This window comes from Thermoactinomyces intermedius (assembly GCF_013912365.1).
Lineage (GTDB): Bacteria > Bacillota > Bacilli > Thermoactinomycetales > Thermoactinomycetaceae > Thermoactinomyces > Thermoactinomyces intermedius.
On record NZ_JACETT010000039.1, the window covers coordinates 14,541 to 32,752 of the forward strand.

At 48.3% G+C, this 18,212-nt stretch carries 15 protein-coding genes and 1 riboswitch; of the genes, 10 read left to right on the forward strand and 5 right to left on the reverse strand.

Going from position 1 to position 18,212, the window contains the following annotated elements; all coding sequences use genetic code 11:
- The first annotated feature begins 102 nt into the window (after window positions 1–102).
- The 3 genes from H1R82_RS09640 to H1R82_RS09650 all read left to right on the forward strand — a co-directional run bounded on the left by H1R82_RS09640 (window position 103) and on the right by H1R82_RS09650 (window position 1,410).
- Window positions 103–432, forward strand: coding sequence for a YtrH family sporulation protein (locus H1R82_RS09640; protein ID WP_037997636.1), 330 nt, complete (start codon window positions 103–105; stop codon window positions 430–432).
- Entirely contained in the window at window positions 433–969 is a 537-nt protein-coding gene (locus H1R82_RS09645; RefSeq protein ID WP_181732477.1) for a sporulation membrane protein YtrI, read from the forward strand.
- A gap of 126 nt (window positions 970–1,095) precedes the next feature.
- Window positions 1,096–1,410 (forward strand): YtpI family protein, encoded by a 315-nt coding sequence (locus tag H1R82_RS09650; RefSeq protein WP_181732478.1) that lies wholly within the window; start codon window positions 1,096–1,098, stop codon window positions 1,408–1,410.
- 72 nt (window positions 1,411–1,482) lie between these two features.
- Here the strand turns inward: H1R82_RS09650 and H1R82_RS09655 are convergent, their stop codons facing one another.
- From H1R82_RS09655 to H1R82_RS09665, 3 genes are all read right to left on the reverse strand, one after another.
- Entirely contained in the window at window positions 1,483–2,793 is a 1,311-nt protein-coding gene (locus H1R82_RS09655; protein ID WP_181732479.1) for a DRTGG domain-containing protein, read from the reverse strand.
- 139 nt (window positions 2,794–2,932) lie between these two features.
- Complete coding sequence (locus H1R82_RS09660; protein ID WP_181732480.1) at window positions 2,933–3,199, reverse strand: hypothetical protein; 267 nt, start codon at window positions 3,197–3,199, stop codon at window positions 2,933–2,935.
- A gap of 183 nt (window positions 3,200–3,382) precedes the next feature.
- Entirely contained in the window at window positions 3,383–4,072 is a 690-nt protein-coding gene (locus H1R82_RS09665) for a metal-dependent hydrolase (protein WP_181732481.1), read from the reverse strand.
- A 237-nt stretch (window positions 4,073–4,309) separates the two neighbouring features.
- On the opposite strand from H1R82_RS09665, the gene H1R82_RS09670 reads away from it, so the two are divergent.
- Genes H1R82_RS09670 through H1R82_RS09690 form a run of 5 tightly spaced genes read left to right on the forward strand, consistent with a single transcriptional unit; the run spans window position 4,310 to window position 10,043 of the window.
- Entirely contained in the window at window positions 4,310–5,734 is a 1,425-nt protein-coding gene (locus H1R82_RS09670; protein WP_181732482.1) for a YheC/YheD family endospore coat-associated protein, read from the forward strand.
- Window positions 5,731–6,831: a YheC/YheD family endospore coat-associated protein gene (locus H1R82_RS09675; protein ID WP_181732483.1), complete on the forward strand. Its 1,101-nt coding sequence runs from the start codon at window positions 5,731–5,733 to the stop codon at window positions 6,829–6,831. Before H1R82_RS09670 ends, H1R82_RS09675 begins: the two co-directional genes overlap by 4 nt.
- Window positions 6,832–6,841: 10 nt before the next feature.
- The gene (locus H1R82_RS09680; protein WP_181732484.1) at window positions 6,842–8,209 is read left to right on the forward strand and encodes a YheC/YheD family endospore coat-associated protein; all 1,368 of its coding nucleotides are present in this window, start codon (window positions 6,842–6,844) and stop codon (window positions 8,207–8,209) included.
- A gap of 20 nt (window positions 8,210–8,229) precedes the next feature.
- Window positions 8,230–9,549: a YheC/YheD family endospore coat-associated protein gene (locus tag H1R82_RS09685; protein ID WP_181732485.1), complete on the forward strand. Its 1,320-nt coding sequence runs from the start codon at window positions 8,230–8,232 to the stop codon at window positions 9,547–9,549.
- On the forward strand, window positions 9,546–10,043 hold the full coding sequence (locus H1R82_RS09690) for a GNAT family N-acetyltransferase (RefSeq protein ID WP_181732486.1): 498 nt from the start codon (window positions 9,546–9,548) through the stop codon (window positions 10,041–10,043). The genes H1R82_RS09685 and H1R82_RS09690 overlap by 4 nt, the downstream gene beginning before the upstream one ends.
- 105 nt (window positions 10,044–10,148) lie before the next feature.
- On the opposite strand, the gene H1R82_RS09695 is transcribed toward H1R82_RS09690, so the two are convergent.
- Window positions 10,149–10,823, reverse strand: a complete 675-nt coding sequence (locus H1R82_RS09695; RefSeq protein ID WP_181732487.1) for a C40 family peptidase — start codon at window positions 10,821–10,823, stop codon at window positions 10,149–10,151.
- A 210-nt stretch (window positions 10,824–11,033) separates the two neighbouring features.
- Between H1R82_RS09695 and H1R82_RS09700 the strand changes: the two genes are divergently transcribed.
- A complete protein-coding gene (locus tag H1R82_RS09700) occupies window positions 11,034–14,693 on the forward strand; it encodes a WIAG-tail domain (RefSeq protein WP_181732488.1) in 3,660 nt (1,219 codons plus the stop codon).
- A gap of 42 nt (window positions 14,694–14,735) precedes the next feature.
- Here H1R82_RS09700 and H1R82_RS09705 read toward each other — a convergent pair whose 3' ends face one another.
- Window positions 14,736–16,139: a SpoVR family protein gene (locus H1R82_RS09705; protein WP_181732489.1), complete on the reverse strand. Its 1,404-nt coding sequence runs from the start codon at window positions 16,137–16,139 to the stop codon at window positions 14,736–14,738.
- A gap of 292 nt (window positions 16,140–16,431) precedes the next feature.
- A riboswitch (M-box (ykoK) riboswitch) is annotated at window positions 16,432–16,598 on the forward strand.
- Between the two features lie 91 nt (window positions 16,599–16,689).
- Here H1R82_RS09705 and mgtE point away from each other — a divergent pair.
- Window positions 16,690–18,042, forward strand: coding sequence for a magnesium transporter (mgtE, locus tag H1R82_RS09710; RefSeq protein WP_037994408.1), 1,353 nt, complete (start codon window positions 16,690–16,692; stop codon window positions 18,040–18,042).
- The last annotated feature ends 170 nt before the right edge of the window (window positions 18,043–18,212 follow it).

Below are 18,212 nucleotides of genomic sequence, written 5' to 3' on the forward strand. Positions count from 1 at the left end.
CCTCCCATCTTTCTCCCATTATATCAAAGAAGGTCGTCCTCATATTTTACAAGAAGCGTTCATAGGGTGAATAGAAGAAACCAAATGGAGGACGGTTAAGCGATGGAACAGGAATTTTGGACCACAGCCATTTTGGATTTTCTGATTGCATTAGGCGTCGTGTTGGGCGGAGTCATGTTGGGAGGATTGGGTGCTTTTGTGGCGGATGATTACCCGATGTACAAAATGTTGCGGTTGTCCGAACAGCTGAAAATCTGGGCCATGGTTGCCGCCATCGGGGGAACGTTTGATACCATCAAAAATTTTGAAATCACCATTTTGGGGGGACAATTAAACTTAGCATTCCAACAATTGATTTTTATCGTCAGTGCTTTCTTGGGTGCCCACACAGGAACCATTCTGGTTCGTTGGTTGATCCAAGGTGAATTTTAAATGATAAGTGGCGTTTGGCAAATGCTGAAAAAAAACCGCCGTTCTTTTGTGATGTTCCTGTTGGGCGTTGTCACGGGCAGCAGTGTCTTTCTGATTCTCTACGGGCAAAAACTGGACGGTTTGCTTTCCGAGAGAAACACCATCTATTATGCAAACAACCAAAAATACAAAGAGATCCTGAAATTGGAGAAAGAGATTGAGCAACTCACCAAAAAAGGAAACCGGCGGCAAGACGAGGAAGAACGAATCAAAAAAATCGTCGTGGAGGTGGATGCTGAACAGCCTTTTATCTCGGATGCCGTCAAAACGCGGATCGAGAAAAAATTATCTCCCTTTCTGGACAAATCCATGCAATGGATCAGCAATAATCCGGATATCATTGAACTGATCCTTGAAAAAGAACAAGTGACCATTGATGACACCCAACGCACCAAAGTGGAAGTTCACTTAAAATATGTCTCGTTGTACGATGAAACGCTGAAAATCTGGCTGGAAGCCAAAAGCCTCACCAATGACGTGGCAAACACGAACAGTTGATGCAATGCGTTAAGATATACGATATGATGGAAAGGAAACAGGACTTTCAGCCGAAACAAGGCAAAACGCCTTTGTTCCATCTTGAATGTGACCAAACGCCGCATGCGGTTTCAGGAGGTATTATCAGTGGAAGCCCTTGTCATCCTGTTGATTTCATTGATTTGCATCAGCATTTTCGGAACTTTTTTCAACAGCATTTTATCACGTCGCAAACAAGGAATAGCCAAACATCTTCACCGGGCCCGGATGAATATTCATATGGGCGTCATGTTTGTTTCCATTGCCCTTTTGCAATTTGTCACCATCCAAACGACAGCGATTCAGAAAGCGTTCATCGCCATCATTTTTGTGCTTGGCCTGATCAACGGCTATTACGGAATCAAAAACCATCACTATTTCAAACAACAAAGGCAAGAAAATCAAGAAGCCTCACAGTCCTGAAAAAACAAAAGGCTCAAACCTGAAAAGATTTGAGCTTACCATGACGGCATGGGCATGAAGTCCATGCTTTTTTTAACGGTCGATGGCGTGCGCCGTGATGAGCGCTTTGGCCACAACTTGTTGGTCCAAAAGCATTTCCACATCCATTTTCGCCTGTTTCCGCCCCAGATCCAAAATTCTGGGTTGAATTTTTACGTGACTTTCGATTTGAACCGGTTTTAAAAAATACAGGGTCACATTTTGAATGGTGAGATCCCCGCGCCGTTTCCGGCGAAGGGCCCGAATGGCGGCCTCCGTCATCAACGTGGTGCACACCCCCGTGCTTAACATCCCCAAAGAATCCGTCATTTGCGGGGTAATTTGCCCGCTGAACACGGTTTCTCCATTGGTCCCTTCTTCCGAGAATCCGCGAAAACTCAATTCCTGGATCGTTTCGCCGACTTGCGGCTGTTTTTGCATATAGTGCAGCGATTTGATCACATCTTCGCGGCTGATCACCCCGATGATTTTCCGGTAATCATCCACGACCGGCAACAATTCAATGCCTTCCCACACCATTTCATGCGCGGCGGAAGCGAGGGAGGTTTTTAAATTCACCGTGATCGGATTTTTGGTCATCACTTTTTCAATTTTCTCTTCCGGGGGAAATCCCATCACGTCTTTCGCCGTCACCATCCCGACCACGCGGTCTTTGTCATCGGTGACCGGATACCGGCTGTGCGAGGTTTCCCGCAACAACTCGTGAAAACGGGAAATGGTGTCATTCGCCCGTAAATAAACGGGGCGGTTGGATGTTTTGATCACATCCTCCACCATCAAAATCTCTTTTTTGATCAGCCGGTCATAAATGGCCCGGTTGATCATCGTCGCCACCGTAAAGGTGTCATAACTGCTGGAGATCACCGGCAACTCCAGCTTGTCCGCCAACCGCTTCACTTCATCGGTTGTGTCAAACCCGCCCGTAATCAGCACGGCGGATCCTCTTTCCAGCGAAACCCTGTGCACATTGTCCCGATTTCCGACGATCAGAAGGTTCCCCGGTTCCACATAACGCATCATGGCTTCCAATTTCATGGCGCCGATCACCATGCGGTTCAACGTCTTGTGCAAACCGGACCGGCCGCCAAGAACACTTCCGTCCACAATGTTGACCACTTCGGCAAATGTCAATTTTTCTATGTCGGAACGTTGCTTTTTCTCGATGCGCACCGTTCCCACCCGTTCAATGGCATGGACAAGCCCCTTCAACTCTGCGTCTTTAATCGCCCTGTAAGCGGTTCCATCGCTCACATTTAATTCTTTCGCAATTTGCCGGACAGATATTTTATGTCCCACTTCCAAGCTCTCAATGTACTTGAGAATTTGCTCATGCTTTGTCGCCAATTGCCTTCCCTTCCTTCGCCGTTACTGTTACACTTATTATATTACAAAACGGGGGACAGAAAAAATAAAAAGGAGCTTTCCAAGAAAACTCCTTTCTGTTTGCAATAGAAACAGACTTGCCAAATAGAAAGAAACAGATTCAATATCCGGTGATCTGACGGTGTTTTAAAGTTTTCCTCAGTTCCAACATTCTGAAATATTGCCGGATCATTTTTTCTTTGCGTTCTTTTTTCAACAACCGTTTCATCTCCAAAATATTGGCCGTGAGATTCAGAAATAACCCCGCCAACCACATCAGGGAAAAAAATGTTCCTCCCACTCCGTGCAGATCAAAGGGAAGCTCAGGGACGGCGATGATCAAAAGGGAGACACTGATTCCAAGTTCCATCATCCGTTTTCCTTTCAATTCCCTTCCCCCCTCACCATTTACCAACAATATATTCTTTTGTTTTTTTATATAGCACCGGCCTGAAAGCAAACAAAAACGAGACGGCTTTAAAACCGTCTCTACCAAAGGGGGTTTTCATCTTCGTCTATTGTAGTGGAAAAAGATTACGAGTCAATTACAGTAAATTTACAAATCGTTATCTTAAAGGGTGAATGTTTCGCCGACGCCCAGCACACTGCCGCCAATGCCTTTGGCATTCAGTTTCTCCACGAAAGCACCGGCATCTTGCCGGATCGGCGGGAACGTGTTGTAGTGCATCGGAATCACATGCTTGGCCCCGATCCATTCCGCCGCAGTCAGCGCATCTTCCGGTCCCATGGTGAAATTGTCCCCGATGGGGAGAAGGGCCAAATCGATTTCTTTGCCTCTTCCGATCAGTTTCATGTCGGAGTAAAGCGCGGTATCCCCCGCATGGTAAATGGTTTTTCCTTCCAGAGTCAACACAAAACCGGATGGCGGTCCCAAATAGATGATTTGTTGTTCTTCATTTTTGACGAATCCGGAACCATGCAGCGCATTCACCATTTTGACATGGCCAAAATCAAACGTATAGCCTCCGCCAATGGACATGCCATGGGCATTCACCCCTTGAAAACCGAGCCAGACGGCCAATTCATGGGGGGCGATCACGGTCGCTTGATTCCGTTTGGCAATGTCCACCGTATCCCCGACGTGGTCATCATGACCGTGCGTCAACAAAATCCAATCGGCTTTGAGCTCTTCCGGTTTCGCTTTTGCCAGCGGATTGCCGCTTAAAAACGGGTCAATGACAATGCGATGTTTCGGGGTTTCAATTTCAAAACAGGAATGTCCGTGATATGTAATGTTCATCCGTCATCCTCCTTCTTTGCGATCCTTTTCATCCACCTGCCTGACCATCCCGGGAAACCGTGACTGTGGAAAAGGTTGTCTTCCAACCTGTCCGGCTTCAGGCTCCCCTCTTTTTCATCCTAACGATTTTCCCGCTTTTTTTCCATCCCTTCCGCCGAAGCCAAGCCTGTTTTATTCACCATGCGGTTGACGCCCACATACCATACATTAGTATTTTACAGGCGGAAGGGGATTGTCATGGGGCTGGCACAAGTACAAATTCAAATCTTGTCACAACATCAGCTTCCTCACCACATTGATCTGGTGATGAGTCAGGCTTTGGCCAAAAAATTGGAGATTAAAACCCCGGTTTTCTCGGTCGCATTTGGTTCAGCCATCGCAAAAGGACGAGTCGCTTTCAGTCGCATGAACCATAAACTGATTTGCATCAGCTCTGATCTTGCCGAGCAATTGAAAATGAACCCTCAGCCATGGATTCGGGCCCATTTTGACGCACATTCTCTCCGCTTGCGTTTTGGACCTGTTTTTGGCATTTTGATCAATGCCCATCCGCAGGAAAAGCGTGCTCAACCTTTTGGACTGATGACCAAATTTCTGGATGAATGCATCACTGCCGGTCAGATGAGAGGAATCCGGGTCGCTGTCATCACGCCGGAACACATCGATTTAAACCGGAATGAAACGACCGTCTGGATCAAACAAAAAAACCGGTGGCAATGTGCAAAATACCCGCTTCCGGATGTGATTTACAACCGCATCAACTCACGCCGCATCGAGCAACAAGAATCATTGCAGATAAAAATGTCTCTGTTGAAAAACCATTTCCGGATCCCCATCTTCAACGAAAGGTTTTTGGATAAGTTACAGGTTTATCAAATCCTGGCCCAAGACGAATCGATCCGTTCGCGATTGCCGGAAACCTATTCATTCCGCGATCCGAGGGCCTTAACCCTGTTCAAACGATATTCCACCGTTTATCTCAAACCGACCAACGGCAGTCTGGGAAGCGGGATCATCAAGATCACCCGATCCAAAAAAAGTTGGATCTATCAACTGTCCACCCCAGGGGGAACGGTTCGCCGAACCTTGAAGAACCATTCCAGCCTGATGAAATTGTTAAAACAAAAAATCAGAAGCCAGCCTTATATCGCCCAACAGGGACTCAGGCTGATGAAATTTGACAACCGGCCGGTCGACTTTCGCATTTTGGCACAAAAAACCAAGGAAGGGGTTTGGAAAATCACTTCTTCCGTTGCGCGGATTGCCAACATTTCACATATTGTATCCAATCTGGCCCGTGGAGGTACGATCCGCAAAGCAAGTGATGTATTGAGGGAATGGTCCTATCCAAACAAACCATCCATCCACCAGCTGCGGGCCGCCGCACTTGAAATCGCCAAAACGTTTGAACGTTTGGCCGACGGCCATTTCGCCGAACTCGGCATCGATCTGGCCGTCGACGTGCACGGGAAAATCTGGCTGATTGAAATCAATTCCAAACCATCCAAAACCGATGACACCGTGATTAATCCAAACAGCCATTTTCGCCCGTCCGTGTTGCGGTTGATCGACTATGTGCTGTATCTTTCCCAGCAAGGAAAACATGCTCCCCCCCCTTCTCCTTCGACGACTTCCGGGATCATGAGGAGGCAACGGCGATGACCGATCAAAAAAACAGGCTCGGCATTATGGTTTGTTACGGAAACAACCAAAAACACCCTCCGTTTAAAGAGCAATCCTTCTTTGAACAACTGACGCTCGAAGGAAAAAAACAGGGGCTGGAGGTTTTCATATTCAATCCGGGCCGGATTCATTGGAAAACCAGAACGGTTCCGGCTTGGCATTATCACCATCCGCGTTGGAAACAACAGACGGTCCCGCTGCCGCATTTGATCTATGACCGCTGTTATTATGTCAACGCCCGGCATTACATGAAGTATAAACCCCACGTTCAGAAAATCACCCAAGACCCGCAGATCCGATTGCTCGGAAGAGCTTTGGGCGGGAAATACCAAACCTATCTCATCTTGAAAGAGCATCCGGAAATCCGGACTTATCTTCCGGAAACCAAGCGGTTGACCCATGCCCAAGAGCTGTTCTCTTTCCTCCGGAAACATACCCGCGTTTTGATCAAACCCAATGGCGGCAGCCACGGAAGAGGAGTGGTCGCCATCGAACAAATCACCCCCTCCTCTTTCCTGCTGAAAGGGCGGACGAAATTCAACCAGCCTTTTTCCGTTCAATTTCAAACCCCGGTCCGACTCAGCCATTGGGTGGAACAAACCATCCGGGACACCCGTTACATCCTCCAACCTTTTTTGTCACTGAACACACCGGATGGGCGCCCGTTTGATGTCCGGATTCTGGTCCAAAAAAACGGACAAAAACAATGGGAAACAACGGGGCTTGCCATCCGGACCGGCCAACCCGATTCCATCACCTCCAATTTGCACGGCGGTGGGCAGGCTTTACCGTTCCAACCTTTTTTAAAACAGCATTACACCCCGCAAGAAGCAGCCAAAATTTTTTCGACCATCCACTATCTGAGCGAAATCGTGCCCCCGTTTATCGAAAGCCGTCACGGTCCTCTGGTAGAACTGGGAATCGATATCGGCATCGATGAAAACAAAGATGTCTGGATCATTGAAGTCAACTCAAAACCCGGGCGGTCCGTTTTCTTAAAAACCGGAGAACTGGAAGTGCGGCGGCGTGCCATCCAGTTTCCCATTCAATATGCGAATGCTTTATTGAACAGCTAGGAGGGTCAGTATGAAATCAATCCTTTGCCAAATACGAATTCACTCCAAAACTCCGGCCAAAGCCATTGTGATCAGCCAGGCATTAGGGAATTTATGGGGATGCCAAAGCGGGCAATCCATTAAAGTTCAACTTGGAAACAAAACGGTGATCACCCGGGTGATCATCGCTCCACTAACCGGAAACAAGATTTTCCTTTCCCCGGCGGTCGCCAGACAGTTGCTCTTTCCTTACACGGGAACCATCCGGGCCCTGTTTACCGACAAAACGTTGAAGTTCGGACCCGTGATCGGCATCCTCACCACCGGTTTCCGCCACCACCCGGAACAACCTTTCGGCAGCCGGACCCAGTTATTCCGCAGTTTCATTCAAGCCGGTTTTGACGAAAAGCCCTTCATCTATGTCTTTACTCCGGAAATGGTGAATTGGCAGAATCAAACCGTCCGGGGATGGTACTTCATCCAAAATCGTTGGCATCCGCTTCTCTCTCCGTTTCCCGATGTCATTTATGAGCGGATTCCCAATCGCCGGGCTGAATCCATGGCCCAGGTTCAGTCCTGTTTAAACCGCTTCAAAAAAAGCACCGCTTGCAAAATCTTCAACCAAGGCTTTTTCAACAAATGGTCCATCCATCAGATGCTGAACCACCATCCGGCAACATCCACTTTTATGCCCGAAACTTACATGCCTCCCACCCTGGAGATCATGGAAAGAATGCTGAAGGAACACCGGATGGTCTATTTGAAGCCCAGCGGCGGCAGTTTGGGGCTGGGGATTTTCCGCATCACGTACCACCCGGGGAAAGGTTACTATTGCCGGTTCCACAAAGGAAACAAAAACGTCCTTCACCTGTTCCGGTCATTAAAAGCGTTAATCAGCCATTATTTTGGCAGCATCCACTCTCCCCGGTTCAAAAAATATCTCGTTCAGCAGGGAATCCGGTTGATCCGGAATAACCACCGCCCCGTCGATTTCCGGGTTCACATGCACAAAGACAGTAAAGGACACTGGAAAGTGGTTGCCATCGGCTCCAAAGCGGCCGGATTCGGCTGCGTCACAACGCATGTCAGAACGGGAGGCTCCATCATCCGGACGGATGAACTGCTTCTCAAAACATTTCATCAGCATGCCTCCGATGTGAAAAAAATGATCATCCGCGCCGCTATCACCATTGCCGAAACATTGGAAGAACAGATTGACGGAACCCTGGGAGAGTTGGGGCTGGACATCGGGGTGGACCGCAACGGCCGTGTTTGGCTTTTTGAAGTGAATGCCAAACCGGGCAGGCACATCTTCTTGCATCCGAGTTTGCGCGAAGCCGGGCGCAGGTCTGCAAAATATATAACCGATTATTGTTTAAATCTGACCAACTTCATTTAACAAAGGGGGAGCGCCATCTTATGAAATTACCCAAAGCCGGCTGGCTGTCCATCGTACCGAACAAAAACACCCTGGAGTTTGTTCCGCTCAGACGATATCCGAAAAAACAGTTTCCCGGCATGGTTTCTGCCATTATCGGCCATCACACGAAAGCAAAAATCAGATTCAACCCCCACGGCAGGCCCAGCCAATCCCATCACACGCCCGCCCGCCTCAGGCATTTGTCCCGCAATCATTATCAAGCCGGCCCGTTTGTCGCCATATTAACCTCGGACAACAAAAAGCCGTTTGGAGGCAATCACCAAAACTTTGCCGACTTGATCCGGACGGGAAGAGAAATGGGGGTCACCGTGTTTGTCCTCACCCCCCAAGGCATCGGCAACCATTCCACCGTCCACGGATATCTGCTGAATCCTCATTCGTTGAAACCGCAGTGGAAAGCAGCCAGGCTTCCCTTCCCGAATGTCGTGTACAACCGCATCCCCAACCGGATGATCGAAAAAACCCCGGAAGTCCGGCAAACCATCCGGCAACTGCAGCAAATGCCAGGCGTTTACCTGTTTAACCCCGGCTTTTTTGACAAATGGACGCTGTACCAACAACTCACTGCTTCTCCCGAATTGCACCGGCTGTTACCGGAAACCGTCCGGCTTCACCACATGGAACAACTGGAGCGCATGGCCGCCAAACATCCGGTTCTTTATTTTAAACCGATTGAAGGAAAAGCCGGCATCAAAATGATGCGCCTTGTCAAAAAGAAACGGCACTATGAACTCTCCTACCAAACCACCAGGGAAAAAAAGAAATACCGGGTTGGGACTTTGAAAGAAGTTTGGGATTTGTACAACCGGTTGAAACAAAAAACCTCCTATATTTTGCAACAAGGCATCCCTTTGGCCACCTTTCAAGGCCATCCGTTTGACATCCGCATTTTGCTCCAGAAAAACGGCTCCGGCCGGTGGGGATTATCGGGAATGGGAGTCCGGGTGGCCGGCGAACGGGCGATTTCCACCCATGTTCCCATGGGAGGGCGCATTGAAAAAATCGACACGGTACTTCAATCCGTGTTTGGCAGCGAAACGGATCGCATCAAAGAGCGGATCAAACGAGTCGGTATCCGGACCGCCCGGTGGATCGAAAACCAACAAAACGCCCTTCTGGGGGAAATGTCAATGGATCTCGGCATTGAAGAAGACGGAACCCTTTGGATCTTTGAGGCCAATTCCAAGCCGATGAAATTTGACGAACCCAACATCCGGAGACGGTCTTTGCGCCGTTTGATTGAATACTCATTGTACCTGAGCGGATTTTCGCATACATCGGAGGGGACGGCCACATGAAAATTCACGCCTTTCCGCCACAATCGCTGGAGCGGATCCGAAAACCCCTGCTCCGCTTTTTGAGGCGGTACGGAGACGGGAGAATCACCCATCAGGCCATGCGGTGGTTCCACCGGTTAACGCCTGAAGAATTGAAGGAAGGAACTTATATCGCCGCTGCTTATGACGAAAAAAAAGTGGCGGGAATCATTGTCTTTGGAAACTACGGAATCGAAGAATCTTTTATCGCAGTCCATCCGGATTACCGCCAAAGAGGGGTGGGAGAACAACTTTTGAAGCAAGCGATCCAATCCTTGGGGAAAGTATATGCCCGGGTCGCTTCCGACAACATCCCCAGCTTAAAACTGTGTTTTTCATGCGGATTGATGGCTTTTTCGCTATGTAAAGGCCCGACCGGAAAAGACACCCTCTGGCTGGGCGGGGGAAATTTCGATCCGGCGGACGTGTTGAAGAAATCCGAACCGTCTGTCAGAATCCCGGTTCCGGAAAATTAAACAAATGACTGCTCAGAAACAAGATCTGAGCAGTCATTTTCATTCGTTGGAGCGACAACGAATATTTTCAACGGATGTTTTTTCCGAATTTACCGAATCACACGTTTACTGAATCACACGTTGGGCTTTGACAAACCCTTCTTTCAACCAGCGGTCGGACAAATCGTCATACCGGACACCACCCGGTCCCCAGGTATGCAAGATTTTGTTGTTCCCGGCATAAATGCCCACATGGCCGATCCGGCCCGGATTGCTGCTCAGCTCAAAGAACAACAAATCCCCCTTTTGGATTTCACTGAAAGGAACCGTTTGTCCAACCGTTGCTTGTTGACGGGAAGTGCGCGGCAGATCAATGCCGTTTTCTTTAAACACATGTTGAACGAAAGAAGAACAATCAAAGGTTTTGGTTTGTCCTGATTTAGCGCCAAACTGGTAAGGTGTTCCCAAATATTTTTCTCCTGTTGCAATAATCTGGTCTGCTTTGGTCGTAGCTGTTTGTTCTGTATCCGTTTGCCCGTTATCGGACGGTGCTTGTCCAGTTTGGTTTTCAGGAACCGTGGTTTGTCCGGACGGTTCTGAAGCTTCCGGATTTTCAGGCTGTGCATTTGCCGTTTTTCCCTTGAACGCCCAACCAAACTGTTTGAAAATCTGGGAAATCAAGGAATGGTTGGCCGTTTCCAAAGTGGCGGCATGTGTGATGCCTGCCGGAAGTCCTGTAGAAATCACAAGAGATGCTGCGACAGTAATTCCCAATTTAATAAATTTTTTACTGTTTTGCATCAAATCCTCCTCTTCCATTTTTGCCGCTCCCAAAGCTAGGTTCATACTAACATAAATCCACGCTCCTTTAATATGTAATAAATGGTTATTCTTAGGAAACCCGATGAATACTGGCGTTGTGCGATTTTGATTTGACATGTTTCCATTTTTCATTTTGATGCATATACCTAAAAGAGAGTGGAAAATGCCCGATAGAAAGGAGTACGACCTTTGAAGAAGAGAAAGTCTCATTCAGCCAAAAAAAGGGAACGTCCCTCTCCTTACATGGCCGATGAACGAATTTTGGAGGAACTCATTCAATTGGAGCAAGCAGAATTGAAAAAGAAACGGAACAAAACCGGTCTGTTGGAAGACATGGAAAACACCGCGGAACTGTCCGATTTATCCAAACCTTTAAAAACTTCATCCACCCAGACCCGGCAAAGCCATTCGCCGATTTACACCAATGACATCGCCGACGCCGCCGTCACGGAGGAAAAAATCGCCAACCAGTCGATCAGCGGGAAAAAGATCAAACCGGACAGCATTGGCACCGATCACCTTGAACAGGCGGCCGTAACCGAATCCAAATTGAAAAATGAAGCCGTCACCTCACAAAAAATTGCCAAAAATGCAGTCCGCTCCTTCCATCTGGATCATGATTCCATTGAAGGAAGCCACATCAAAAAAGATTCCATTCAAGCCAAACACATTAAAGACAATGAAATTCCCGGCAGCAAATTATCAGACGGCAGCATCAATGAAAGCAAACTCAAAGAACGCTCGATCCAAAGCAAACATTTGTCACTGGGCCATATTTTAAATGAGCATTTGGCCGATCAGTCCATCAGCGGCGAAAAATTAAAAAGCGGTTCCATCCGCACCATTCATTTGGAAAACGAAGTCGTGAACCAAGCAAAACTGGCCGATGAATCCGTCTCCGAAAGCAAATTGCAAAACGGCGCTGTCACCAGCGACAAAATCGCATCTCAATCCATCGAATCCCAACACATTCAACCCGGCTCCATTCAAGGTTCCCACATTCAGGAAAAAGCCATCAGCCCCCACCATTTCGGGGAACAATCCATCCCGGGGGAAAAAATCACCCATCAATCCATCACCGGACAACAAATCCGAAATCAATCCATTCACAAAGATCATTTGCAGCCGGGCATCATCACCCATGAACATTTGACCCCGGATTCCGTCAAAGAACAACACATCGCCCCAAACAGTGTCCATGCCGAAGCCATTGCCGAAGGCGCCATTCAGGAAAAACATCTGAACAGGAAAATCATCGGCGAAGAACACCTGCAAGAAAACAGCATCAACAAACGCCACATCCAGGAAGCAAGCATCAATGAGCAACATTTGGCCAATCATTCCATTTCCGGTTCCAAGTTGATCGACCATTCGATTTCCACTTCCAAACTGGCTCCGGAATCGGTATCCACCGACAAAATCAACGACTTTGCCATCACTTCGAACAAACTGGCCAACGGATGCGTCACGTCCGAAAAAATCGGACACCACACCATTTTGCGGGAACATCTGGGAGAACAGATCATCCAGTCCAGACACATTGACCGGGGGCAAATCCAACACAAACATCTGGCGGACGAATCCGTCTACGGGGATAAACTGGCCAATGAAAGCATTCAGGGAAAACACATCGGATCCGCCACCATCAGCGGCCATCACATCGCACCTTTTTCCGTCCAGTCCACCCACATCGTCGACGGAGCCATCACCAAAGAAAAACTGGACCACTCCGTCATCGAAAACCAACATATTGCGGATCAGTCCATTGAGGACCATCACATCAAAAACGGGCAAATTCACACACGGCATTTGAAAGATCAAGCAGTGACCGCAGAAAAAATCGGAGAAGGCGAAATCGATTCCCGCCATCTCCACAGCGAATCCGTCACCTCCCGCCACATCCGGGAAAAACAAATTGGTCCGGAGCACATCAAAGACCAGTCCATTTCCAACGAACTGATCCAAAATGAAGCGATCCATGCCCGCAACCTTGGAGAAAAATCGGTCGAATCCCGACATCTTGACGCTGAAGCCGTATTATCCCGGCATATCGGGGAAAAGCAGATCCAAAGCCACCATCTGCAAGACCAATCCATCGGCGAAAATCACATTGAGGACGGGGCAATCAACGCAAAACATCTGAAACACGGCGAAATTCACACGGACCATTTAAAAGACCATGCCATCGTCAGCGAAAAAATCGCCAATCACCAGATCAAATCCCGTCATATTCAAGATAAAGCCGTCAACGCCGAGCATATTCAGGATAAGCAAATCAGCGCCCGGCACATTCAGGAACAATCCATTTCCGGGGAGCTGCTCTGTGATGAAACGGTTTCTTCCCGGCATTTGACATCCGACTCCATATCGTCCCGGCATCTGTCCGCCGCATCCGTTTTGTCTCACCACATCGGGGAACAACAGATCCAAAGCGGACACCTGGATGAAAACTCGATTTGCGAACATCATCTGAACGAGGAAGCTGTCGGGTCATTGCACATCTCAGCCGGTGCCGTTTTGTCACGTCATATCAGAAAAGAACAGATCCAAGGCCACCATATTGAAGATACAGCCGTCTCCGGCCGGCACATCCAAGAAGAGGCCATTCAATCCGGGCATATTCAGGAAAAGCAAATCGAGTCGAAGCATATCGCGGAACAATCCGTGGCATCCGGACACATCCAGGATGAAGCCATCGCGGCCCGCCATCTGGCCCAAAATGCAATCTTGTCCCCGCACATTTCAGCCGGTGCCGTTTTGTCCCGGCACATTGAAAAAGAGCAAATCCAAGGCCACCATATTGAAGATACGGCCGTCTCCGGCCGGCACATCCAAGAAGAAGCCATCACCAAAGCCCATCTTCAAGATGACGCGGTCGATGCCGGCAAACTGGCTTCGCATTCCATCTTGCCGCGCCATATCGCAGATGATTCCGTGCGCTCTTGGCACATTGCCCAACGGCAAATCCAGGAAATGCACATTGAGCAAGGAGCCATTTCAACCGATCTGCTTCAAGATCAAGCCGTTCATTCCGACAAGTTGGCATCCCAGTCCATCTTCCCCCGCCATATCAACGATGATGCGATTTTGTCCTGCCACATCGCCAAAAAACAAATCCAGGGAACACACATTGAATCCGGCGCCATTTCTGCGGAACATCTGACGGACCAAGCAGTGACCACCGAAAAAATCGCGGATCAAAGCATCGGCTTGGAGAAATTGAATTTCCGTCCGCTCCTTGCGGATGAACAACCCGCCACGGCTTCAGGCATTGCCCGTTTCCAACTGGAAGAAAATGTGTCCGGACGGACATTTAAAATCCCTCTGTCCACTCCGATCGAACCGTCCTATGCCGTCACAGCCATCACCAATCAACCGGGATGCTTGGTGACACTGAAAGAAAATCACGCCGACCACTTTGTGATCCAAATTGACCGCATCCATGAATCCACGACCGCCATTGAAGGATTGCTTCACTGGTTCGCACAGCAAACCCCGGCGGATGACATCCCTGCCGCCATCCCGGTTACAGACACGGACGATGTCGCCAATGAAGAGGAAAAACCGGATAACACAAATGCCGACCCACATCCCAAAGCGGTGGAACAGGAAGAAGAAAACGAACCAAACCACAGCCCATTATCCTATGATCCGGTTCAACCCTTCCTCCCGTTAACCATTTCCTCCGCAACGGATATCGCGGACACCGAAACAGCCGTGGAAGAAAAACCGCTGGAGGAAGAAGAAACGGAATCGCCGGGCGAAGAGGAAATGGAAACCCGGAGTGAAGAGGAGCCGGAAACCGGAACCGAAGATGTTCAACAAAAGGAGCCGCATTCCGGTGAATAAACAAAATGTCCGCTTCAATCCCGATTTGAAGCGGACATTTTTTTACATAAAACGCCGTGTGCATTTTTTCCCGTTATAACAAAAAACCACTTTTCTCTCTTCAATCACCGTCTCCAGATAGACCGGGCGGCCCCATAATGCATAAACATGCGGCAACGTTTTTTCCAGATATTTCGTATCCAACTCAACGCCTTCATACCGGTGGAGCAAATACAACCCTCCGTTTTCCGCATAATCCCCGTCTTTCACCACAATGAACGGATGTCCCCCGTTGATCCGGCTCATCACCAGCTCATCCCGGACCGACTCCCAGTTTTTGTCCGTGATTTTCCACTCGTCGCCTTTGCGTTGGAATACATACAAATCCAGTTTTTCCACCAACTCTTCGGTCAGGTAATTCCGCAAAAAGGAAATATCGGAATCCAACTCACGGACTTCAAAGATTTTTTTCCGCCCTTGCCCGGGCTTCATCCCCAACTCCCTCTGCTCTTTTTCGGTTGGATGATCCCACCGGCGTTCAATGTCTTCAAACATCTTCAATCCCAGGTAATACGGATTGATGGATGTTTTGGAAGGTTGCAAGACAGAGGCATTCAAACCGGCAAATTCAATCGCCTCTTCTTCATTCAAATCCAACTCGCGCATGATGCGGATGTGCCAGTAGGAGGCCCAACCTTCATTCATGATTTTGGTTTCCAGCTGCGGCCAGAAATACAACATCTCATTGCGCAAAATGGTCAAAATGTCCTGATGCCAATCTTCCAGCACCCGGCTGTGTTTCATCAAAAACAGAACCAAATCTTTTTCCGGCTGTTCAGGGAATTGTTTCTTTTTTGGAGAAGGCTTCGGGTGTTTTTCCGGTTGATCCAATTCCCACAAGTCATCATAAGGAGTGGAAGGTTTGGAAGGGGTTGACGGATTCGCTTTCTTCCGGTTGGCTTTTAAATCCAACAGGCTCGGATTGATGTGCTCTTGAATGGCGAGGGCATGATCCAAAAATTCCTCCACCACTTCTTTCCCGTACTTCATTTCATATTGGCGGATCCGCTCCGCGCTGGCGGCCATTGTCTCCACCATGTCTCTGGAAGTTGCCGAAAAACGGACGTTGTTCTTAAAAAAGTCGCAATGCGCCAGGACATGAGCCACGATCATTTTGTTTTGCGTCAAGCTGTTTCCCTTGAGCAAAAAAGCATAGCAAGGATTAGAGTTAATGACCAATTCATAAATTTTGCTTAAATTTAAATCGTATTGCAGTTTCATTTTGTGAAAAGCTTTGCCGAAGCTCCAATGTGAAAACCGCGTCGGCATGCCATAGGCACCAAAAGTATATATAATGTCTGCCGGACAAATTTCGTATCTCATCGGATAAAAATCAAGCCCGAAACCCTTGGCTATCTCTGTAATTTCGGCAATCGCCCGTTCCAACGCCTTGTGGTCCACACTCATCTCGCATCTCCTTCCCGAAAAGGAATTCCTTTCTATATCTGATTCAGACCCACATAGAACTGGAACGACTGCTTTCATGGAAGAACGAAATTTATATTAATATATAAGTATATTTTACTAAATTTTCCGTAAAAATTCAATCTTTCCGGTTGCAGGATGGCACCCTCCCCGCCCTTGTTTAATAAAATATAATGACAATATGTCCTTTAAGAAATTTCAACACAAGATCAATTGACAACCCTTTCTGCCAAGCGTTATACTTGACAACGTTCAAAACCTTATATTGTCATGGTTTTATCTCTGTTAGGTGAGGTTCCTGTTCGGAGATACGCTACTGCCCAAAAATGTCGAGAGACGCCAATGGGTCAGCAGAAAAGATCGGAACGAAGGTCTTTTCTAATGTAGCTGGTTGTTACAACCTATGCCGTGCAGTGCCAAAGCTCGATGAGGGAGATAAAGGCCGGCTCATGCTTCAATGGGCTTGTTTTGCTCTGTCTCCCGCTCTCATCGTCAGTGGGAGTTTTTTATTTTATAAAAGGGGGGAAACGAGATGAGTCAAGCAGCTTTCGTCAAGGAAGAGTTGCAAAACCTGTTCTGCTCCGAAAAAAAAGAAACGCGCTTGTTGGAGCTTTTGCGCCAAATGCAACCATACGATTTGGCCGAGATTTTCCGAGATTTGGATGTGGATCTCCAACGGGAACTCATCACCCATTTATCTTTGGCTCATGCCGCGGAAGTTTTGGAATATCTCGAGCCGGAAAGAACCTATGAGTTGCTGAGCCGCATGGACGAAACGGTCACCTCGTTATTGATCAAGCAAATGTCCAGTGACATGGTGGTGGACCTCCTGCTCGCCATCCACCCGCTGCAAGCCGAAAAGTTGCAACGGCTGCTCCCGGCGGATTACCGGAAAAAGATCAAACAGCTAATGACTTATCCGGAGGATACGGCCGGCGGCTTGATGACAGTGGATTATGTATCGGCCCGGGCCTATTGGACGGGGGAACAAACCATCCGGCACATCCGGAAAGTGGGTTATGAAGCGGAGATTGTCTCCTACATCTATGTCACCGACCAACGTGGCAAACTTTTTGGCGTGGCTTCACTCAAAGAAATCATTTTGGCCGATCCGAAAACCCCGCTTTCCGACATCGCCAAAACCGATATCATTTCCGTTCCGGCCGAAACCGGACAGGAAGAGGTCGCATCGGTTTTGTCCCGTTACGGTTTTTATGCCGTACCCGTCGTGGACCGGCAACACCGGTTGATCGGAATCGTCACCTACGATGATGTGGTCGAGGTCATTCAGGAAGAAGCAACCGAAGACATCCAAAAAATCGGAGGAAGCCAACCGTTGACCGAACCTTACTTCAAAACCTCCATCTGGAGTTTATACCGGAAACGGATTGTCTGGCTCTTCATTTTGTTTGTCGGAGGTGCTTATACCGCAACAGTTTTGGAAAGTTACCAGAGCACGCTGGATCAAGTGGTTGCCCTATCCTTTTTTATCCCTTTGTTAATCGGGACAGGCGGAAACACCGGTTCGCAAATTGTCACCACACTGATCCGGGCCCTCGGTGTCGGGGAAGTCAAGTTTCAAGATTTGTTCCGTGTCATCAAAAAAGAACTCCTCACCGGAATGTTTCTCGGCATGTCGCTGGGACTGATCGGCTTTATCCGGGCTTGGATCATGGGCGTCACCTTTGACGTGGCTTATGTGGTCGCGTTGGCTGCGATGTTTATTGTCATCTGGTCGTCCGTGGTTTCCGCAGCATTGCCACTGATCCTGAGCCGGCTGAAAGCAGACCCGGCGGTCGTTTCCGGACCATTGATCAGCACCTTGGTGGATGGAACCGGATTGATCATTTACATGACGATTGCCAAAATGATATTGGAACTTTAAAATCTGATGAATCGAGGTTGATGAAACTTTGAGTACCGATCAAAGTTCTGATCAGGAGATGAAGGCAGGTGCCTTTGGTTAATCCTCTGTGAAACAACACCAGGACCAAACCAAAAGCACCTGCCTTTTAGTATGCAAGAAAAAAGAATTTCAGAAGGTTTTGATATTTT